Annotated in this window: 20 protein-coding genes and 1 other annotated feature; of the genes, 6 read left to right on the forward strand and 14 right to left on the reverse strand. The window is 48.3% G+C overall.

Annotated features, from left to right (window positions below; genetic code table 11):
• The first annotated feature begins 177 nt into the window (after positions 1-177).
• Positions 178-519, forward strand: coding sequence for a DUF3899 domain-containing protein (locus tag M1Q06_RS11160; protein ID WP_434399612.1), 342 nt, complete (start codon positions 178-180; stop codon positions 517-519).
• Between the two features lie 51 nt (positions 520-570).
• Positions 571-785: a binding site (T-box leader), on the forward strand.
• Between the two features lie 66 nt (positions 786-851).
• On the forward strand, positions 852-1,844 hold the full coding sequence (gene trpS / locus M1Q06_RS11165) for a tryptophan--tRNA ligase (RefSeq protein ID WP_434399613.1): 993 nt from the start codon (positions 852-854) through the stop codon (positions 1,842-1,844).
• A gap of 76 nt (positions 1,845-1,920) precedes the next feature.
• Here trpS and opp4C read toward each other — a convergent pair whose 3' ends face one another.
• The 7 genes from opp4C to M1Q06_RS11200 all read right to left on the reverse strand — a co-directional run bounded on the left by opp4C (position 1,921) and on the right by M1Q06_RS11200 (position 10,214).
• The gene (gene opp4C, locus M1Q06_RS11170) at positions 1,921-2,838 is read right to left on the reverse strand and encodes an oligopeptide ABC transporter permease (RefSeq protein WP_434399614.1); all 918 of its coding nucleotides are present in this window, start codon (positions 2,836-2,838) and stop codon (positions 1,921-1,923) included.
• 15 nt (positions 2,839-2,853) lie between these two features.
• A complete protein-coding gene (gene opp4B / locus M1Q06_RS11175; protein ID WP_434399615.1) occupies positions 2,854-3,819 on the reverse strand; it encodes an oligopeptide ABC transporter permease in 966 nt (321 codons plus the stop codon).
• 148 nt (positions 3,820-3,967) lie between these two features.
• Entirely contained in the window at positions 3,968-5,695 is a 1,728-nt protein-coding gene (gene opp4A, locus M1Q06_RS11180) for an oligopeptide ABC transporter substrate-binding protein (RefSeq protein WP_434399616.1), read from the reverse strand.
• Between the two features lie 29 nt (positions 5,696-5,724).
• Positions 5,725-6,735 carry an ABC transporter ATP-binding protein gene (locus M1Q06_RS11185; protein ID WP_434399617.1) on the reverse strand — a complete coding sequence of 337 codons (1,011 nt, stop codon included), beginning with the start codon at positions 6,733-6,735 and terminating at the stop codon, positions 5,725-5,727.
• Entirely contained in the window at positions 6,732-7,772 is a 1,041-nt protein-coding gene (locus M1Q06_RS11190) for an ABC transporter ATP-binding protein (protein ID WP_121297874.1), read from the reverse strand. Before M1Q06_RS11190 ends, M1Q06_RS11185 begins: the two co-directional genes overlap by 4 nt.
• 246 nt (positions 7,773-8,018) lie before the next feature.
• Positions 8,019-9,254, reverse strand: coding sequence for a beta-ketoacyl-ACP synthase II (gene fabF / locus M1Q06_RS11195; protein WP_434399618.1), 1,236 nt, complete (start codon positions 9,252-9,254; stop codon positions 8,019-8,021).
• Between the two features lie 27 nt (positions 9,255-9,281).
• Positions 9,282-10,214, reverse strand: a complete 933-nt coding sequence (locus M1Q06_RS11200; protein WP_121297876.1) for a beta-ketoacyl-ACP synthase III — start codon at positions 10,212-10,214, stop codon at positions 9,282-9,284.
• Between the two features lie 190 nt (positions 10,215-10,404).
• On the opposite strand from M1Q06_RS11200, the gene M1Q06_RS11205 reads away from it, so the two are divergent.
• Positions 10,405-10,587, forward strand: a complete 183-nt coding sequence (locus tag M1Q06_RS11205; protein WP_121297877.1) for a YjzD family protein — start codon at positions 10,405-10,407, stop codon at positions 10,585-10,587.
• Between the two features lie 101 nt (positions 10,588-10,688).
• Here the strand turns inward: M1Q06_RS11205 and M1Q06_RS11210 are convergent, their stop codons facing one another.
• From M1Q06_RS11210 to M1Q06_RS11220, 3 genes are all read right to left on the reverse strand, one after another.
• A complete protein-coding gene (locus M1Q06_RS11210) occupies positions 10,689-12,824 on the reverse strand; it encodes an ATP-dependent Clp protease ATP-binding subunit (RefSeq protein ID WP_434399619.1) in 2,136 nt (711 codons plus the stop codon).
• A gap of 137 nt (positions 12,825-12,961) precedes the next feature.
• Complete coding sequence (locus M1Q06_RS11215; RefSeq protein WP_058383381.1) at positions 12,962-13,270, reverse strand: metal-sulfur cluster assembly factor; 309 nt, start codon at positions 13,268-13,270, stop codon at positions 12,962-12,964.
• Positions 13,271-13,338: 68 nt separating this feature from the next.
• Positions 13,339-14,106 carry an alpha/beta fold hydrolase gene (locus tag M1Q06_RS11220; RefSeq protein WP_434399620.1) on the reverse strand — a complete coding sequence of 256 codons (768 nt, stop codon included), beginning with the start codon at positions 14,104-14,106 and terminating at the stop codon, positions 13,339-13,341.
• Positions 14,107-14,242: 136 nt separating this feature from the next.
• On the opposite strand from M1Q06_RS11220, the gene M1Q06_RS11225 reads away from it, so the two are divergent.
• Genes M1Q06_RS11225 through M1Q06_RS11235 form a run of 3 tightly spaced genes read left to right on the forward strand, consistent with a single transcriptional unit; the run spans position 14,243 to position 17,266 of the window.
• Positions 14,243-15,055 (forward strand): Cof-type HAD-IIB family hydrolase, encoded by an 813-nt coding sequence (locus M1Q06_RS11225; RefSeq protein WP_434399621.1) that lies wholly within the window; start codon positions 14,243-14,245, stop codon positions 15,053-15,055.
• 13 nt (positions 15,056-15,068) lie between these two features.
• Entirely contained in the window at positions 15,069-15,920 is an 852-nt protein-coding gene (locus tag M1Q06_RS11230) for a DegV family protein (protein ID WP_434399622.1), read from the forward strand.
• A gap of 14 nt (positions 15,921-15,934) precedes the next feature.
• Complete coding sequence (locus M1Q06_RS11235; protein WP_434399623.1) at positions 15,935-17,266, forward strand: CoA-disulfide reductase; 1,332 nt, start codon at positions 15,935-15,937, stop codon at positions 17,264-17,266.
• A gap of 85 nt (positions 17,267-17,351) precedes the next feature.
• On the opposite strand, the gene M1Q06_RS11240 is transcribed toward M1Q06_RS11235, so the two are convergent.
• The 4 genes from M1Q06_RS11240 to M1Q06_RS11255 form a co-directional block, all read right to left on the reverse strand.
• A complete protein-coding gene (locus tag M1Q06_RS11240; protein WP_434399624.1) occupies positions 17,352-18,803 on the reverse strand; it encodes an alpha-amylase family glycosyl hydrolase in 1,452 nt (483 codons plus the stop codon).
• 250 nt (positions 18,804-19,053) lie between these two features.
• The gene (locus M1Q06_RS11245; RefSeq protein WP_274623586.1) at positions 19,054-19,428 is read right to left on the reverse strand and encodes a YisL family protein; all 375 of its coding nucleotides are present in this window, start codon (positions 19,426-19,428) and stop codon (positions 19,054-19,056) included.
• 68 nt (positions 19,429-19,496) lie between these two features.
• Positions 19,497-20,396, reverse strand: a complete 900-nt coding sequence (locus M1Q06_RS11250) for a fumarylacetoacetate hydrolase family protein (protein ID WP_434399625.1) — start codon at positions 20,394-20,396, stop codon at positions 19,497-19,499.
• A gap of 43 nt (positions 20,397-20,439) precedes the next feature.
• Positions 20,440-21,621: a DUF418 domain-containing protein gene (locus tag M1Q06_RS11255; protein WP_434399626.1), complete on the reverse strand. Its 1,182-nt coding sequence runs from the start codon at positions 21,619-21,621 to the stop codon at positions 20,440-20,442.
• Positions 21,622-21,624 lie beyond the last annotated feature (3 nt).

Here is a 21,624-nt window from a genome sequence, read left to right on the forward strand (position 1 = left end):
TTGTACAGCGTTTTTTTTGGAATATTTTACACTTTCACCATTAATCATGCTGTTCATAATATCACTAATAGGCTGAAAAGCGCGTCGTGTAAGCGTTTTCTTATTAGATGAATTTCGAATAATTTTTTGATTTTTTTTGTTATTTCTTCTACAATAAGAACGAATAGGGGTGCCATAATGAAAAAAATAATCATCGGAATTGCCGCTGTGCAATTGGTCATCGTACTGACGATGCTTGCGCGAAGCGAACCGTTTTCACTGCTGTCATATATCAATAACTCCTTTATCTACGGGGGAATCCTTGTATTTTTCGGTGCCTGGGTATTCGTCGTCCGGACAGGGGTTTTCGATGTATTTACGATGAGCATGCGCAAGGTGTTCAAAAGCAAGTCCACGCTCGAGGACGACGAGATGCGCCTCCCATCGGAAGTGTTGGCATTCTCAAGTTCCCCACTCTTGATCGTGGGCGGGGCGACTTTGGTTGCCATGGCTATTTCTTTGGTGTTCTATCAATCGTAGAATTGCGTATTGCAGCGCCAATCTCTTTTGTATTATAATAAATTCAATACAAAATGAGCGTTGACAAAGAGTAGTAAATGCAGTTTCTTCTATAATAAGAGAGCTTGTGGTTGGTGTGAACAAGCAGAAGACTGTATTGAATGGACTTTCGAGCTAAAGCGGCGAAACAAGTAGCCGCTTTCGAGTTCTCCACGTTAAGGAGATAAGAGGCCGCTGCTGCGGCAACCAGGGTGGTACCGCGGAACCGCACATCATTCGTCCCTTTAGTTCCAGGGACGGAGATGTGCTTTTTTGTATCCATTTTTAGTTTACCCATTAGAGGAGGAATTGCATTGAAGAAAATTTTTTCAGGCGTACAGCCAACCGGTATGGTTACACTCGGCAATTATATCGGAGCGTTCAAGCAGTTTACTGAACTGCAGGAAGAATACGATTGTATTTTCTGCATCGTCGACCAACATGCCATCACCATGCCACAGGACCGGCTTGAATTAAGAAAGAATATAAAATCGCTTGCCTCGCTATACCTTGCTGTCGGCATCGATCCGGAAAAAGTTACGCTGTTCATCCAATCGGAAGTGCCGGCGCACGCACAGGCCGGCTGGATGCTGCAATGCGTCTCGACCATTGGTGAGCTCGAACGCATGACACAGTTCAAAGACAAATCGGCCAAGGCCGCTTCCATCTCTGCCGGACTCCTGACATACCCGCCTTTAATGGCTGCTGACATTCTTTTGTACCAAACGGACATCGTCCCTGTCGGCGACGATCAGAAACAGCATATCGAATTGACACGCGACTTGGCAGAGCGGTTCAATAGAAAATACAATGACATCTTCACGATACCGGACATCCGGATACCGAAACACGGTGCGCGCGTCATGTCCTTGCAGGATCCGACGAAAAAGATGAGCAAGTCCGATTCAAACAAAAAATCAATCATCACATTGTTGGATGATTTGAAAACCATCGAAAAGAAAGTGAAAAGCGCCGTCACCGACTCAGAAGGAATCGTCAAATACGATCCCGAAAACAAGCCTGGCGTATCCAACCTCTTATCGATCGAAGCAGCATTGACAGGGGCCTCCATCGACGAACTGGTCGCTAAATACGAAGGCGGCGGCTATGGTGATTTTAAAGCGGGTGTTGCCAAAGCGATCACGGACCACCTGGCACCGATCCAAGAGCGCTACTATAAATTGCTCGACTCCGAGGAGCTTGATACGATCCTCGATGAAGGCGCAGAAAAAGCTAATTTCATCGCCAATAAAACATTGAAGAAAATGGAGAACGCGATGGGCCTAGGACGCAAACGGAAACGCTGAGGCACTTCCCTCTCTCAAAGCAAAAAGGATGAACGAAGTGGCATGCCACTTGTTCATCCTTTTTGTTTTGTTTAAATTAACGCAACGATTTCGGATTCAACGCATCCTTCAACCCTTCCCCGATAAAGTTGATCGACAGGATCGTCAAGGTAATAATGATGGCTGGAGGCATCCAGATCCATGGCTTGCCTTGCAGGACATCCGGCTCGTTGGCAGAAGACAGCATATTGCCCCAGCTCGGTGTCGCTTGCGGGACGCCAAAGCCTAAATAGCTAAGTGCCGATTCGATGACAATCATCGTCGCAAAAATTAAGGTCCCTTGCACGATGATGGTCGAGATGACATTGGGCAACAGATGCTTCGTGATGACTTTGAACGGGGAACAGCCGATCGATAAAGCGGCCAGGATATACTCATTCTCTTTTTCTGCCAACACTTTGCTGCGCACCAAGCGGGCGACGCCGCCCCAGCTGAGCGCACCGATGACCATGATCAAGACCCATAAGCCATCCACGATGCCATAGAGGATCGTGTTCAAAACGATGACGAAGACAAGGAACGGGAAATTCAATACGAAATCCGTGAAGCGCATCAAGATGCTGTCGATAAAGCCGCCGAAAAATCCGGCAAGCGCCCCGACCACTGTTCCTAAAGTGATGACAATGAGCGTTGCACTAAAACCGACCAATAGCGAAATCCGGCCCCCGTAGAACAAACGCGTCAAGACATCGCGCCCGCTTTTATCCGTGCCGAGAAGGTGTTCGCCGTTCGGCTCGATATTCATCGCGCTGATATTGACTTTTGAAATATCCGGCAGCGGCGACAACACCGTTGCGATAAATGGTGCCGATAACGACATTAAAGTGACCAGTACGATAAAAAAGGAACTGATCATCGCCAATTTATTGCGCACGAATTTCCTTCTGGCAATCTGCCAAGGAGACAAGCTTCTTTCCGGCTTCTTCTGTTGGGTAATGGTAGTTGATGATGCCATTTTACTGCTTCCTCCTTAATCCAGGCGAATTCGTGGGTCCACGACGCCGTATAGAATATCTGCCAATAAATTACCAAACAAAGTAAGGAACGACAAAAGCATGGTCAAGGCCATCAATGTCGGATAGTCCCGGCTCGTCACGGATTCCAAGAACAGCTGGCCGATGCCCGGATAAGTGAAAATCGTCTCTGTGATGATGGCTCCACCGATCAATGCGGCAAAATCAAATCCAAGGAACGTGACTAACGGAATGATCGAATTGCGCAGGATATGCACATTATAGATTTTCTTCATCGGTGTGCCTTTCGCACGCGCTGTCCGGACAAAATCCTTGCGGGAATTCTCGATGATGTCATTGCGTAAAAATTGTGTGTAGCTCGCTGTGCTCATTGCCCCGAGAACAATCGCCGGCAGCAATACGTGGTGCATGCGGCTCACGTAGTATTCAAAGCTTCCCTCTTCCACCAAAATATCCACCGATCCGGCAAATGGAAACCAGTTCAACTGGAACGCAAAAATATAAATTGCGAAAACGGCAGCGACGAAAGATGGAATTGCCAGCATGACGTAGTTGAATCCTGCAATAGCATTATCGCCTAAAGTATAGGGCCGCCTGCCTGAATACATGCCCATAATGAACGCCATGATGTAAGTGATGACGAGAGCTGTCACGCCCAATAACAAAGTATTTGGCACTTTTTCCATGATCAAATCGAATACCGGAATTTGAAAGCGTGTAGATTTGCCAAAATCCCCTTGTACGAATCCAGTGATCCAATTAAAATATTGGACCGGCAAAGGGTCATTGTAGCCGAGCTTCTCACGCATTTCCGCTATGTATTCCGGGCTGGTGTTGAGCGGGTCGATTTCCCCGCTGAGTGAATCGCCCGGCATTAGTTTGGCGAGGCTAAAGACCACGATGGAAATCAAGATCAGCATCGGAATCATTCCAAACAACCGTCTAATCGAATATTTAAGCATAGGTACTCTCCTTGTCTGATAGGTTCTCTGCTGTGCTCTCGTGCACGGTAAGGATTGTTTTTTGAAACAGCCCTTACCGTGCATAAGAGCTTCATATAAAGATTCAACGATGGGCGGACCGCCCATCGTTGAAGGTTTGTTGCTGATTTTATTCTGTTACGAACCATTCAGCAGGGCTGTTTTGACCGGATACGTCATATTCAACTCCACCAACACGCGTGTTCAATGCCTTAATTTCTTCTAGTTCCGCGATGTAAAGCATCGGGAGGTCTTCGTTGACAATTTTCTGCCATTCTACATACAATTCTTTACGTTTTTCCTGGTCAGTGCCGACGATTTCGATATCAAGTGCATCGTCTAGCAATTGATCTGCTTCAGGGTTGTTATAGCGCGGGTAGTTCCAAAGCTGGTCTGCTTTCCATAGTCCAGATGGATCCGGGTCAGTTCCCGTGCCCCAGCCGCCGAAGAATGTTTCAATAGAAGCATCATCTTTTTCGACCATATCGTAGTAAAGGTTTACTTCGACCATTTCCACTTCAGAACGCAATCCGACCGCTTCGAAATACTGGGCAATTGCTTGTGCACGGGATTCGAAAGTCGGGTTGCCTGTTGCATAATGCGAGAATTTCACGACAAACTCGTCGCCATTTGGATCTTCGCGGAATCCGTCATCGTTCGTATCAACGTATCCTGCTTCATCCAGCATTTGCTTCGATTTTTCAGGATCGTATTCATATTGAGTCAATTCGCTGTCATCTGCCGAATTCCAGTGGGCAGACGGTACTGGCTTATTGACAACATCAGCATAGCCGAAGAAGAATGCATCTACCCATTCCTGGCGGTTCAACGCATACATCATGGCCTGGCGAAGTTCTTTGCTTTGGTATTTCGGAAGTTCTTCTGTAATCGTTTGGGATTCATTATCGAATTTACCGAGCTTGAATCCTACATAATAATAAGTCAATCCAGGGTAAGTGACGATTTCAACATTTTCTAGAGGCTCTACTTCAGGGCCGGATACCGGCTGAAGGGAAATCATATCGATGTCATTGTTCTGCAAAGCGCCGACAACAGAAGAGTTATCGATGACGCGCAGGACGATTTTATCCAAGTTGACATCGCCGTTCCAGTATTCATCGAATTTCGAGAATTCAACTGACTCGCCAGGAACGATTTTGTCGACTTTGAATGGCCCGATTCCGATTGGTGTCGAACGTACCCATTCCGACGCTGACATTTCGGCAACCGGTACATCGCCGAGAACGGATTCAGGCAGCGGATAAGCCCATAGGTTAGTTAAGTTGTTGACACGTGCTTCGTCGAAAGTGATGTTGATTTCATAGTCGCTCACCACTTCGATTCCTGAAATGGACTCGGCGTCACCGCTGCGGTAAGCTTCAGCACCTTCGATTGTTTGCACGTTTGCGTAGCGGGGGCCGTCATAGTCAGGATCTGCGATCGTTTCAAGCGCAAATACCCAGTCGTTGACAGTCAATTCTTCTCCGTTATGCCATTTCACGCCTTCTTCAAAAGTGAAGTTGAAAACTTTATTGTCTTCAGTTTCCCAAGAAGCGACGTTCGGTTCCGGCTCCAGGTTTTCGTTATAGCTGATCAATGCTTCATCGAATAGTTCGATGACTTCAAAATCAGTGGCAATGCCGTAAAATGCGGAAGAGTATAAACCTTCCGGTGGAGCATCAAGGCCGTATACGAGCGTTCCGCCTTTTTGTGGTTCGCCATCTGCGGCAGCTTCAGAAGAACCTTCGCCTTCTGAGCCTGACTCGCTGGCATCATCGCTGCCTCCGCCGCACGCCGCTAAGAATGCGGAAACAATGAGTACGAGCGCGAAGAGCCAGAGTAAGGATTTTTTCTTCATCTCTTTTCCCCCTAAAAAAATTTTTTTGATCAATACAAATGGCACGCGACTTGATGGCCTGGCCTTACTTCTGCCAACGCTGGTTTCTCTTGTGAGCAGATTTCCATCGCCATTGGGCAGCGCGTATGGAACGGGCAGCCGGCAGGCGGGTTTTGCGGGCTCGGCACATCCCCTTTTAAGACAATCCGCTCTTTGCGCTTTGCCGGATTCGGTTCCGGAATTGCAGAAATGAGCGCTTGCGTGTAAGGATGCAGCGGTTCTTTGTATAAATCTTTATTTGAAGCAAGCTCTACGAGGTTGCCCAAATACATCACTCCGATTCGATCGCTCATATGCTTTACGACACTCAGGTCGTGTGCAATAAAGAGATAAGTCAGATCGAATTCGATTTGCAGTTCTTTCAACAAGTTCAACACCTGCGATTGCACGGAGACATCGAGTGCGGATACCGGTTCATCCGCTACAATCAACTTGGGGTGCAGTGCCAGCGCACGGGCGATTCCGATGCGCTGTCTTTGGCCGCCTGAAAATTCATGGGCGTATTTATAATAAGCCTCTTCAGGCAAGCCAACTCGTTTCAGGAGTGTTTTGATTTCCAGCTCCAGCTCTTTTTTATTGCGCTTTTCATAATTCAGGATCGGCTCGGCGATGATATCGCCTACCATCTGCGTCGGATTCAGTGATGCATACGGATCTTGGAATACCATTTGAAAATCACGTCGCGCTTTTTGCAATTTGGATCCCGATAATCGGGTAATGTCTTTCCCTTCAAAGAGGATCTCGCCTCCTGTCGGTTTCATGAGCCTCAAGATGGTCCGTCCCGCAGTTGATTTGCCACAGCCCGATTCGCCAACCAAACCAAGTGTTTCGCCTTTTCGGATAGCGAACGACACATCATCCACCGCTTTGACATTGCCAATCGTCCGCTTAAAAAAGCCGCCGGTTACCGGGTAGTATTTTTTAAGATTGCGAATTTCGAGGAGGTTTTCACGCTTATCTAAATAATCGATACGGTCCTGGATGAAATCTCTAGTGGTCATAATGCGGCGACTCCTTCTCGTTCTCTTTTTCCGTCCGTGGGCCAGCTTTCTTCATATAATAGGCACGCAGCTTCATGGCGATCGGCCACTTCCGCAAGCTTCGGCGTCACCGTCAAACATTCCGCCATCGCCTTCGGGCAGCGGTTTGCAAAGCGGCAGCCAACTTGAGGCATATTGATGACGGACGGCACCAGTCCTTCAATCGTCGCGAGCTCTTCGACATCTTCGTCCATTTTCGGGATCGCTTTCATTAATAATTCGGTATATGGATGTTTTGGATCACGGAACAAATCTTCGACAAATGCACGCTCTACGATTTTGCCCGCATACATGACCAGTACTTCGTCGCAAATTTCGGCCACAACTCCTAAGTCATGCGTAATGAGGATGATCGACATATCATTCGCTTCTTGTATGCCTTTCAACAATTCGAGAATTTGCGCTTGAACTGTTACATCCAAAGCTGTCGTTGGTTCATCGGCGATCAACAATTTCGGCTGGCAGGCAATGGCCATCGCAATCATGACCCGCTGGCGCATTCCACCGGACAATTGGTGAGGATACTCCGTGACGATTTGTTCGGCACGCGGAATTCCCACTTGCTTCAATAAAGCGACCGACCGCAGCCGTGCTTCTTTTTTCGTCAGGTTCTCATGGTTTAAGATCACTTCTTCTATTTGATAGCCGATGGTGAAAACCGGATTGAGCGAAGTCATCGGTTCCTGGAAAATCATCGAGATGTCTTTTCCGCGAATGCTGTTCATCTGCTTATCCGAAAACGTGGAAATGCCCTGTCCTTCGAATTCGATCTCGCCGCCGCGAATCTTTCCGATGCCGTTTGGAAGCAGTTGCATAATGGATAACGACATGACACTTTTGCCACAGCCTGATTCGCCCACCACTCCGACAATTTGCTTCGGAAGGACATCGAAACTCACATTCTCGACTGCGTTATAATAATCCCCATCTATTTTGAAACCCGTTTGGAGGTTTTTGACCCGCAAGAGCGGTGCAGCCTCTTTAGATCCATACGTCATGAAAACACCTCAAAATTCTTTTTTTTCTGTCAATTCTAACTAGTTTTAAGCATATTACAAAAGTATTACATGCGCAATATAATTTTTGTATTTTAAGCAATGATTACCAAAATAGATAATCATTTCTCTCCTCCAATCCTTGCTATAAAAGCATTCCCCATCTTATTCAAGACGTGCATATTTTTTACCATTATAAGAAATGGATAATAAAAAAAGCTCCCGGCATCGGGAGCTTTTCAATAAGCTTTAAACTTTTTTCAATACGAGCGAAGCGTTATGTCCGCCAAATCCGAGCGAATTGCTCATTGCATAGTCGAATTCTGCAGCTCGAGCTTCATTTGCTACGTAATCCAAATCCAATTCCTCATCTGGTGTTTCGTAGTTGATCGTCGGTGGCATGACGCCTTCTTTCAAAGCCAGCGCCGTAAAGATAGCTTCAATACCGCCAGCTGCACCGAGCAAATGGCCAGTCATCGATTTCGTTGAGCTCATGCCAAGTTTATACGCATGGTCGCCGAACACTGTTTTGACAGCCATCGTTTCGAACAAATCGTTATACGGCGTGCTCGTTCCATGGGCATTGATATAGCCGACATCGGTTTTTTCGATTCCTGCATCTTCGATGGCTTGCTGCATGGCACGTGCAGCGCCTTCACCGCCTGGGGCTGGAGCTGTAATATGGTGCGCGTCACCAGTCGAACCATAGCCGACGAGTTCTGCGTAGATTTTTGCGCCGCGTGCTTTCGCGTGTTCGTATTCTTCCAGGATGACAATCCCGGCGCCCTCACCAATGACAAAGCCGTCACGGTTTTTATCGAATGGCCGTGATGCGGTCGTTACATCATCATTTGTTGTCAATGCGGTATTGGCCGTAAATCCTGCAACAGAAAGACGAGTGATCGGAGCTTCCGCGCCACCTGATATCATGACATCGGCATCGCCGCGCTGAATGACTTTAAAGGCATCGCCGATCGAGTTCGTGCCGGATGCACAAGCTGTGACCGAGCAAGAGTTAATCGCTTTTGCGCCGAAGTGGATCGACACCTGTCCAGAGGCCATATCTGGAATGATCATCGGCACGAAGAACGGGCTGATGCGGCGAACGCCGCGGGAATTCAATACGTCCATCTGGTTTTCAATCGTCTCCATCCCGCCGATTCCTGATCCGATCCAGACGCCTGTACGAAGTGCTGTCTTTTCATCCAACTCAAGCGCTGCATCTTTCATTGCCATGATGGATGATGCGAGTGCGTAATGGGTGAAGCGGTCCATCTTGCGCGCTTCTTTGCGTTCGATATATTCTTCGATCGAGAAATCCTTCAATTCAGCGGCAACTTTTGCCGGATATTGATCAGCATCGATGCGTGTCAACGGGCCGACGCCTGAACGTCCTGCCTTCACCGCTTCCCACGTTGATTCTGCGCTGTTTCCAAGCGGTGTTACGGCACCGATACCTGTAATGACTACACGACGATTTTCCATTTCTTTTACTTCCTTTCGCATATCCGATTATTTCCCCCACTTCATAGCAATTGCGCCCCAAGTCAAACCGCCACCGAAGCCGACCATGACGACGACATCATCGTCTTTAATCCGGCCTTCCTCTAAATCCTCCACAAGGGAAATCGGAATCGACGCTGCTGAAGTGTTTCCGTATTTTTGTATAGTCTTCGACATTTTCTCTACCGGCAAGTCAAGACGTGCCCGTGACGATTCCATGATCCGGATGTTCGCCTGATGCGGTATGAGAAAATCGACATCCTCTTTATCCAAACCTGCTTTTTCGATGACGTTGATGGCGGACTCGCCCATTTGGCGCACCGCAAATTTGAACACTTCACGGCCATTCATCACCAAATGCTTGTCTTGATACAAATGTTCCCCGCCTGAGCCGTCCGCTCCAAGCTCGAACGATAATATCCCGCGGCCTTCCGACACTTTACCGATTACGGCAGCGCCGGCTCCGTCACCGAATAGCACAGCTGTATTGCGATCTTCCCAATTGGTGATTTTCGAGAGCTTCTCAACACCAACTACTAGGACGTAGCGATACGTATCCGACTCGATAAATTGTTTCGCCGTAATGACACCGTACATGAATCCAGCACAGGCTGCAGAGATATCCATAGCGGCCGCATTCACGGCACCGATCTGTTGTTGGATATCGCACGCGACAGATGGAAACGGACGGTCTGGCGTAACTGTCGCTACCAGTATCAATCCGATGTCCGCTGGATCGATGCCGGCATCGGCAATCGCCTTTTGCGCCGCGACCCGTGCCATATCCGATGTATCTTGTTCATCGTTTGCAATCCGGCGTTCTTCAATCCCGGTCATGGTCCGGATCCATTCATCCGAGGTGTCCATGCGCTGCTCTAAATCAAAGTTGGTCAATTTATCTTCCGGCAGGCATCTGCCGGTACCGATGATTCCAGCATTCATATCTATGTCCCTCTTTTCGATTAACATCAATTATTAGTACCTGGTGTTAATGATACGCCCTTTTGCTATTGATTTCAAGTTGCCGACATATTTCTGACAAAAACTTTCGAAACGCGCGAAACTTTCTTTCTGAAAAGGCTTCCTTATGCTATGATAAAACTAGTTATTCTATATATAGAGGTGAAAACAGATGCAATATATTGGAACACTTTTCTGGTCTGTCCTTATTATTTCAATGTTGAATTATGTCGTAAGTGCGGTGCAAAACGTGCCATTCAACTTTATGATGGGTATCATCATGGCAGTGGCAGTCACTGTATTGGTCATCGTGATGGATGCCATCATCCCGAAAGAAGCAGCGAAAGAATATTAATCACAATAAAAACGGAAGCCGCGATGGCTTCCGTTTTTTATTTGCCCGAATCGGACGGTTTAGATAGGAAAAAGCCGCATTTCAATGAAATGCGGCTATACTCATACAGTGATAAGCAATTGTTTATTGGCGTCCATCGATACCTTCAATGCCGAACCTGGAGTGACCTCTCCTTTAATCAATTCCTTAGCGATGCGAGTCTCGATTTCACGCTGGATAAAGCGTTTCAGCGGGCGCGCCCCAAAGACCGGGTCCGTTCCTGCTTCAATGATATAATCGATGACCGAATCCTCGACTTCCAAGGAAATTTGCTGTTGTTTCATCCGAGCGGCCAATTCGCCGATCATTTTCTTGGCGATGCCATAGAAATGCTCATTCGACAAGGAATGGAAAATGACGATATCGTCAATGCGGTTCAACAATTCCGGCCGGAAATGCTTGCGCAGTTCCATCATGACGATGTCTTCTGTATCGTGTTCGTCACTGCTTGCGCTGATATGCTGGGAACCGATATTCGATGTCATGATGACGACGGTATTGGAGAAGTTCACGAGCCGCCCTTGGCTGTCGGTGATACGCCCGTCGTCGAGGATCTGCAAAAGGATGTTCGCGACATCCGGATGGGCTTTCTCGATTTCATCGAGCAGCACCACGGAATACGGATTGCGGCGGACCGCTTCTGTCAATTGGCCGCCTTCTTCATAGCCGATATATCCAGGAGGCGCCCCGACAAGACGCGATACGCTGTGCTTTTCCATGTATTCGGACATGTCGATGCGGATGAAATGGTCTTCTGAATCGAATAAGTTTGCTGCCAACGATTTCGCAAGCTCCGTTTTCCCGACACCGGTCGGACCGAGGAAAATGAACGAGCCGATCGGCTTTTGTTCATCCTTGATGCCGGCACGTGCACGCCATACGGCTTCTGTCACCAGTTCGACGGCTCGGTCCTGTCCGATGACTCGCTCTTTCAACGTATCCCCAAGGCGCAATAGCTTTTCGCGCTCGCCTTCGACCAGTTTCGTTACGGGAATACCCGTCCAGCGAGCGACAATACCCGCAATTTCCTCTTCGGTCACTTCTTCGCGCAGCAACCGCTCCCCGCCGTCTCCGGCAAGTTCAACTTCCATCGCGCTCAGTTCTTTTTCAAGCTCTGGAATTTTTCCGTGGCGCAACATCGCCGCGGTATTTAAATCATATTTGTTTTCCGCATCTTCCAATTGGCGGCGGTATTGATCCAATTGTTCGCGCTTGGCCTGGATTTTCTGAAGCGATTGCTTTTCTTCGTTCCATTGCTGCTGCATGCCTTCAGAAGACGACTTCAGCTCTTCAATCTCTTCGCGCAGCGCAGCGAGGCGTGTTTTGCTCGCTTCGTCTTTTTCTTTCCGAAGCGCCTGCTCTTCAATCTCTAGCTGCATGAGGCGCCGCGTTACTTCATCGAGCTCTTGCGGCATGGAGTCGATCTCCGTCCGGATCATTGCACACGCTTCATCGATCAAGTCGATTGCCTTGTCCGGAAGGAAACGCTCCGTGATGTACCGGTCTGACATTGTAGCAGCTGCAACAATCGCCCGGTCATGGATGCGCACGCCGTGGTGGAGTTCGAAACGCTCTTTCAATCCACGGAGAATCGATACCGCATCTTCAACAGAAGGCTCGCGCACCATCACCTGCTGGAAGCGGCGCTCAAGTGCCGCATCTTTCTCGATGTGCATGCGGTATTCATCCAGAGTGGTGGCTCCGATGCAATACAGCTCTCCGCGCGCAAGCATCGGTTTGAGCATATTTCCGGCGTCCATCGCGCCTTCCGTTTTACCGGCGCCGACGATGGTGTGGATCTCGTCGATAAACAGGATGATCTGCCCTTCACTGTCTTTCACTTGCTTCAATACGCTTTTCAGCCGTTCCTCGAATTCCCCCCGGTATTTTGCGCCTGCAATCAGTGCACTCATATCGAGTTCATAAATGACACGGTCCTTCAAGCCTTCCGGCACATCGTTGCGGACGATGCGCTGTGCCAGTCCTTCGACGATTGCGGTTTTCCCGACGCCTGGTTCACCGATCAATACCGGATTATTCTTTGTCTTTCTGGAAAGAATCCGGATGACATTGCGGATTTCCTGATCGCGCCCGATGACCGGATCCATCTTACCGGACTGTGCTTGTTCAACCAAATTGCGGCCGAATTGTTCCAATGGCGACTTTTGCTCTTCGTTTGGATTTTGGAATTGAACCAATCAAATCACGCTCCTCTGATTAATTTGACCATCTTTGACTAATTAAATTATATGATTGCCGTACCCCTTTTGCAACGGAAATGCTCATCAAAAAAAGCCGCAAGGAATTTCTTCCCTGCGGCTTTCTGCTATTTCTCTTATCGAACGCCGAGCGCCATTTTTGCGTAGCGCGACATATGGTCTTTACTCCAGACAGGCTGCCAGACGATTTTTACATCGACTTCTTCCACTTCCGGCAATTCATACAAGGATGTTTTAACCATCTGGACGATTTGCGGCCCCATTGGGCATCCCATAGAAGTGAGTGTCATCGTGACCACGCAGAAACCATCTTCGGATAATTCTACATCATATACAAGGCCCAAATTGACGATATCAACACCTAGTTCAGGGTCGATGACATTTTCGAGTGCGCCTAATAGATAATCTTTTGTTTCTTGATCCATTCGGAATCCCTCCTTTTCCTGTTACTGCTTATCTTACCAAACATCACAGTGAAATGAAATCGACTTGCTTATTCCTTTAATCGGTCGGCAATCCAAGCCGTTGCAGACAGCATCCCTTTGCGGCTGACCGCGTGTGCAGCTTCTGTTTCTTTCATGAATGCCAGTCGTTCAGGATAGGCGGCATAATCCTGCTGCAATGCATGGAAAAGCCGGTTGGTCGGTTCGAAAGGAACGGTCGGGTCTTTTACGCCATGCCAGAAAAAAACCGGGCGCCCGCCAAAGGATTGGCGGTTCAAACTGATATCAAAACGTGACAGGGCCTGGAGCATGCCTTCTCGTTCCTCATCGGTGAGCGGCAAGTCAAAACCGCGCGACTCGTATTGCCGCATTTGGGCTTTCGCAAGCTCCACGTAATTTCCGGATCCCATCATGACGGCCGCCGCTTTGATCCACGGATGTGCCGTCAATGCGCCGAGCGTCGTGATGCCGCCCATCGATGTGCCTCCGACAGCCGGTTCTCCGCTAATCAGCTGGCGCTTGTGCAATTCTTTGTGCAAAAATCCGAGTTCTTCGATAGACGTCAAAACGATTTCCCAAAAGCGCAGGCTGATCTGGACCTCATCAAGCGATTGATCCCGCTCTCCGTGAAGCAACGCATCCGGCAAGATGACACGGACCCCTTTTTTGGCCCATTGCCAGGCATAATGCAAATTATGTTCTTTGGCACTCGTATGCCCATGCAAGAAAATGACCGTCGGCAATGGACCGCCCGTGTGCCCTTCAGGTGTTATATGTAAGATCGGGATATTTCCCCATAATTCATTTGCTACTTTCATGCGCTTCACTCCTCACCCTAAATCCTACCAATTTTTCTTTGTTACCGCAAATTCCGGCATTGCCGTCAGGTTTTTTTGACGGATAGCCTCTATTATCGCTAAACTGAAGGTAGATAGAAGGGAGCCGGATTTTCATATGAAACAACATTTAATCGTACTCGACTTGGACGGAACATTATTGACCGACCAAAAAGTCATTTCACCTAAAACCAAGTCCATTTTGAATCAAGCCCAGCAAGCAGGCCACCAGGTCATGATCGCTACGGGGCGTCCATACCGCGCAAGTGAAATCTATTACCGTGAACTCGGCCTCAACACGCCGATTGTCAATTTCAATGGAGCTTTTGTCCATCACCCGAACGACGAACGCTGGGGGCTGCACCATACGCCGATCGGCTTGGATGTCGTACACGAAGTCGTCGAATCGATGCACGATTTCGATTTCCACAACATCGTCGCGGAAGTATTGGATGAAGTCTATGTCCACCACCACGATGAGAAACTGATGGATATCTTCAGTTTTGGTGACCCAAGCATCACGACGGGGGATTTGCGCAATTATTTAAAAACCGATCCGACGTCGATGCTCATCCATGCACCATACGAAAAAGTCCATGCCATTCACGACCACCTATCGGAAGTGCATGCGGAAGTCATTGACCATCGCCGCTGGGGCGCACCTTGGCACGTCATTGAAATTGTCCGCTCGGGCATGAACAAAGCTGTCGGTATCGATCGCGTCTCAAAATCACTGGGCATCGCGAAAGAGCATATCATCGCATTCGGTGATGAAGACAACGATCTGGAAATGCTGGACTTTGCAGGAGTTGGGGTTGCGATGGGCAATGCCATTGCGCCGTTGAAGAACATCGCCAACGAAATCACCTTGACCAATAACGAAGACGGCATCGCTGAATTGCTGATGGACCGTTTGAAACTGAAACTCTAAAGGAGGAAGATCCATGAGATTATTTGCAGATAGCGCATCTGATTTACCGAAAGCTTTTTTTGAACAGGAACAGGTCGTCCTGTTCCCTTTGCGCGTCCATATCGGAGACGCTGAGTACGAAGACATCCGGACCATCGATTCCATGAAAGTCTATGATGCCATCCGCTCCGGCGTCCATCCGAAAACATCTCAAGCGTCTCCGGAAGAAATGCTCAAGGCATTCGAACAATTGGCAAAAGACAAAGAAGCTGGATTCTACATCGCCTTTTCCTCGGAATTGTCCGGTACCTATGCCACAGCCGTCATGGTGGCAGATCAAGTGCGCGAAGAATACCCGGATTTGGACTTAACGATCGTCGATTCCAAAGCGGCTTCACTCGGCTACGGGCTGCTCGTTAAAGAAGCCGTGAAATTGCGCAATGCCGGTGAAAACCACGATGCGATCATCCAAAAAGTGCGTTTCAAGGCCGATCATCTCGAAAGCCTGTTCACGGTTAAAGATCTGGATTACATGGCGAAAGGCGGCCGTATTTCAAAAGGCAGTGCATTCGTCGGCGGCTTATTGAATATTAAGCCTTTGCTTCATGTCGAAGACGGCAAGCTCGTTCCGATCGAAAAATTGCGCGGCCGTAAAAAAGTCATCAAGCGGATGATCGAGCTGATGAAAGAACGCGGCAGCAATTTGGACCAGCAAGTGATGGCCATCAGCCATGCCGATGACCTGGAGTTTGCCAACGCGTTGAAAGGCGAAATCGAAACTGCCTACAACCCGAAAGAAATCGAAATCCACATGGTCGGTTCCGTGATCGGCGCCCACACAGGACCTGGCACGCTCGCCTTGTTCTTCTTTAATAAAACCGATTGAGGAGTGGACTATTGATGAAAAAAGTGATTATAGTCGGCGCGGTAGGCGGCGGTGCGACTGCAGCGGGCCAACTCCGTTTCTATGATAAGGAAATGAGCATCACGGTATACGACCGGGATTCGACAATGTCCTATGCTGCTTGCGGAACGCCGTATGTAATTGGCGAGGTCATAGAAGATGAGACTTCGATCCTGATGGCCGACCCGGAACAGTTCCAGCAAAAACGCAATATCGATGTCAAGCTCGAACACGAAGTCGTGGAAATTCTCCGGCCGGAGAAAAAAATTCGCGTCCGCAACTTAAAGACTGGCGATGAATTCCACGATTCCTATGACGCATTGATTTTGTCTCCGGGCGGCAGCGCCATCATGCCGGATATTGAAGGCTCACAGAAGAGCCATGTATTTACGCTGCGCAGCTACGGTGATATGCAAGCCATCCATTCCTATATCCAAAGCGAGAAGCCTTCCCATTGCGTCGTTTCAGGGGCCGGGTTCATCGGGCTTGAAATGGCGGAGAACCTTAAGCATCTCGGCCTGGAAGTCGATATCGTCCATAAGTCGAGCGCCATCCTATCGATTTTGGACGAGGACCTGTCACAGATGCTGCATGTCGAACTGGAGAAAAATGGCGTCCAAGTCCATACCGAAACCGTCATCGAAAAAATCGATGATCGAAGCGTTCTGTTGTCCGATGGAAAGAGTCTGGAAACCGATTTTGTCATCATGAGCATCGGCTTGAAACCGAATACCGAACTCGGTGAAACCGCCGGACTTAGCATTGGTGAAACCGGAGGAATCCGGACCAATGACTTCATGCAGACCGACGATGAATCAATCTACGCCATTGGAGACGCGTCGGAGAATTTCGATTTTATTACGGGAGACCCAAAACGCGTCCCGCTCGCTTGGCCTGCGCACCGCCAGGCTTTTCTCGTCGCGCAGCATATTACCGGCAACCCGATTGCGAAAAAAGGGCTGCTCGGCACTTCCGCATTGAAAGTTTTCAGCTTGGATGCGGCGATGACTGGACTGACAGAAACAGCAATCAAAGAAAAAGGGCTTGCCGCCAAAACGGTCAGCCATACCGGAAACTCGAACGCGGGCTATTACCCGGATCACGAAAAACTGACCTTAAAAGTCCATTATAACCTTGAAACCAGACAGATTTTGGGTGCACAATGTGTCGGAGGCAAAGGAGTCGATAAGCGCATCGATGTAATAGCGACCGCGATTTATGGAGGATTGACCGTCGATGATTTGCAGGCGCTCGAACTGTGCTATGCTCCCCCATTCTCTTCGCCAAAAGACCCTGTCAACATGATTGGCTATAAAGCATTCGACTGACTTTTCATTGAAAGCACCTGGAAACGGGCGCTTTTTTCACACAAAAAAGCTGTGAACAGGTTGTTACCTGTTCACAGCTTTTTAATTATTTATTTTGTTTTGCTGCTTCATCAGCTTTCCGCTGCTTGCCCTTTTTCCAGACAATCCATAAAAAGCCCATGAAAATCAAATACATTAGCCCAAGCGTGACGATATACGCCGTATTCAGCCCTCGTTTTTCAGTAATATGGTAGGTTTCCACCAATTCTCGGTCCAAAGTGAGACGATATTGCCCGTCTTCATCCGGACGGACGATATCGCTTTCGAACAGCCCTCGAAGTTCCATTTCTTCACCCACAACCTCTGGCGCCAAACTCAAGCTTTTCGTTCCGGATGAGTTATTAATGGCAATGATCCAAGACTCTTCTTCGTTAGAACGTTTATAGACCATCCAGCCCTCTTCTTCATGAAGCAATTCCAATTCACCGGTGCGCAATGCTTCAGATGAATTACGCAATGAGTTTAGATTGGTGATGTAGTCGATCAATTCCTTTTCGACCGCCATGTCCAAAATCTGATGCGACTCCGGCAAGGCTTCGCCGTTCATCGCTGTTTCAGAACCATATTGGACGACCGGAACGCCAGGCATCGTCAGTAATTGCGCAAATAGCATGCGCCAGCGGGTCGGCGGATAGCCTCTTGACTCAACAATGTCCGATGTAAAGCGTGAACCGTCGAGTGAATCGACACGGATCAATTTGCCTTCTGCTTGCTGCATCAATTCAGGGATATCGGCCAACGATTGGTCAAAATTGCGATAGCTGTCGCGAAGCGTCTGTTCTACCCCTTCTTGCACGACCGCATCAAATCCAGCCTGGTTCTCCATTTCTGCATCTGCCAGCACGTAAAACCCTTCTTGCTGCTTCATGGCTGTGGAGAAGTTTTCGACGAATGCCGGCTCCAGTTCCTCTGAATCCTGCAGGCGGACTCCGTCTATCCCGTATGTATCACGGAAATCGCTGAACATTTCGATCAAGGCTTGTTGGACTTCTTCATTACCTGTATTGAGCGCGAGCGTCTGGTCACCGTTTTCAGTAAACCAATCTGGATTTTCCTCTGCCCACATATGATCCACGCTCACTTCTTGCGTCGGCAAATCGACAATGACTTTCATGTCGCCTTCATGCACTTCATCGACGAGCGACTGGAATTCTTCCGCCGTCCCGAAATGGCGTTCCAACTGGCTGTAGTCCAGCACTTGCCGCCCATCGTAGCTTGCGGTCTGGAAGACTGGCCCAACTGACAGCACCGTAAAGCCCATATCCCGGAGGTGCGCTAGTTCGCTTTCCATCCCTGAAAAATCACCGCCGCTGAACGATGCCGGGTCGGTGGAATCCACTTCATAATCGTTTTGGATCTGTTTATTGAAATAGCGGTCTACGAGCACGTCGTAGATGCTTTCGTCTTCGATTGTGCGGGTTTCTTCAGCTGCCACCATAGTTGTTGACGGCAATAGCAATGCTGCTGCCAACGCCCAAATCATAGTTTTTCTCTTCAATTCCGTACTCCTCCTTCAATGAGGCCAAGATGATGCTCACCCGGTCTATTTTATCAAACTCACTTGTTTGCCGCCATGTCATCTTGGTGAAAGCGCGGCTGTTTATGTCTAGTTTCGTCCAAACTGTGAAATCCCTATGAGGAATGGCCCGATTTTTCCTATTTCGATGACAATACAAAAAAACTGCACGTCTCTTGTCAGTAAAAACCAACAAGGAACGTGCAGCTTTCTATTTGATGGAACGGCCGTTTTAAGCTAAGAAGTTAAAGCCGATCGGCAATTTGAAGCCGAGGAACAAAGTCACGAGCAAGAATACTGCAAACAATGCCCAGAACAAGGTTACAGGCTTTTGTTTCTTGCCACGCACAAGCACCATTTCCATCATGCCGATGGTCAATAGCCCGAATAGGAATTTCAAGCCGTAAAGCATGGCATCGTATGACGAATGCTCAATGAACAATGTCAGCCCGGTAATGATGATCAAAACGTAGATCAGTCTCGTGATCATGTGGACGATTTTGCGTCCCTTGCTGTCGCGGTGCATAAATGCAGCCACGAGGAAAAGCACGATGCCTACTACCCACATGGTAATGTGTAGATGTGTTGTATCAGTTAAAAATCCCAAAAGCTCACCTCATTTAATATAGTCCCCTCAAGTTTACCACATGCAGGACAATTGGAAGTGATTGTTCCTTATGACAAATGTGTGACGAGTGTGCCGATTGACTGGATGGATACTTTGATCGTATCGCCCGCTTTCAAGAACTTTGGCGGATTGAATCCTTTGCCGACGCCAGCCGGGGTTCCGGTCAAGATGACATCGCCCGGTTCAAGTGCCACCGATTTGGAAATCTCTGCGATTAACTCATCCACACGGCGGATCATGTTTTCCGTATTGCCATTTTGGCGTACTTCGTCGTTCACTTTCGTCACAAGGGACAGGTTCTGAGATTGCGGGATCTCATCCTTAGTTACCAAATATGGTCCCATCGGGCAAGAGCCTGGCAAGCTTTTCCCAAGGAAATATTGCTGGTGTTTTTCCTGAAGATCACGCGCTGTCAAGTCGAGCGCGATGGTATACCCGAATACATGATCGTAAGCCAACTGTTTCGGGATTTTATGTCCTGCTTTGCCGATAACGACAGCTAGTTCACCTTCGTAGTCATACGAATCGGTGATATCTTCATGCACAGGGACTGTTTCTTCATCAGCAGCGACCGTATTCGGCGCTTTCGTGAAAACGACCATATCCGTTGGTGCCTGCCCGCCCATTTCTTCTGCATGATCAGCGTAGTTCTTCCCGATGCAGATAAAATTTTTCGGAGGTCTCGGGACAGGCGCCTGCCATTCGATTTCCGAAAAAGAGTGTTTGAATTGCTCAGGGGTTTCCGATTGGACAGCCGCCTCCGTCAATTTGCGGATCTGTTCCACAAACTCCATTCCTTGCGACACTCCATCAATCAGCTTTTCCGGAAATTCCGGCAGTACTTCCAGCTGCTCCTGGATGGCGAGGACATCCCACACGGCTTCTTCTTTTTTTACCTTTGGTCCAAAACGTTCTTCTCCTTGAAAGCGAAACGATAGAAGTTTCATTCGTCAAACACTCCTTTTCTGTGATTGCATTCATTATACACATTCAGCGTTTTGAATTGTTGCTTTTTTCAAAATTATTTCCGTACGTCCAGCGCCGCCAGATCATTTCGATCGGCCCCCGTTTGAATTTACTAAACCACAGTTCCGCAAAGATCAATTGGACAACGAATATACCGACAGCGATCAAAGTCCCCGTCAACAGATCCACTTGGCCGTATAAGCCCAGGCCAAAGGAATAGAAGATGCTCGTTGCGATGATCGATTGCGTGATGTAGATCGTCATCGACATCCTGCCCGCTTTGATTAGCGGTGATAAAGCCTTCATGAAATTCAGATTCAGCGACAATAAGGCAATGATCCCGGCATAACCGATCGAAACAAGCGGCCCACCGAACATCTCTTGGACATACTGATAGGCATAATTCTTATCGAAGAGGTACGGAGTCGATTTCAACAGCAGCCCTGCCGTAAGCGAGCCTGTAGCAAGTACGAGCCAAACTTTTTTCTTGGCAGCTACTTGTTCGATCATCCGCCATTTCGCCGCAGCCGCCCCGATCATCATGAGTGGCAGAATGGTGACGGTAAAGATGATAAAGCTAAATGGATTATTGACATAATACCAATCCGTTAAACGCCGGCTGAATATTTCAGCGAAATTGCCTGATTGATAGGCAGCTACCGATTGTTCAGCTTCCTGATACCCGATGTAAATATTCGGGTCGACCGTGACCGCCAAAAACATGATGACGGTAAACATCAGATGCGGCAGCGTATAAAGCAATACCCCAAGTCCAAGAAGCCAAGCGGGCGGAAGCCGCAGCATCCCGATCAATAATAAGCCCATGAGCGCATAAGTAATCAAAATATCCCCATACCAGATTAAAAAGGCATGGACGATCCCGAATGCCAGCAAAATCAATAGACGCTTGACGGCAACTGGCATAAACGGCTGCCCATAATCTTGGGCGCGCAAAAATTGCATCATCAGCCCATAGCCGAACAGCATCGAGAATAACGGATAAAAACTTGCCTGAACGAAAATGTCCAAACCGGTGAAAATGGTTTGATCCATATTTCCGCTGAACCATTTATACGGATCGATATAACTTAAAGGCGTGTGGAAGGCCAGCATATTGATGAGCAGGATTCCGAATAACGAAAATCCCCTCATCAAATCGATGGCGTCCACCCGTTCACGTAAAGAGATCGGCTGTAATTTCAACATAAT

It is taken from the genome of Planococcus sp. 11815 (genome assembly GCF_051096385.1).
GTDB classification, from domain to species: domain Bacteria; phylum Bacillota; class Bacilli; order Bacillales_A; family Planococcaceae; genus Planococcus; species Planococcus citreus.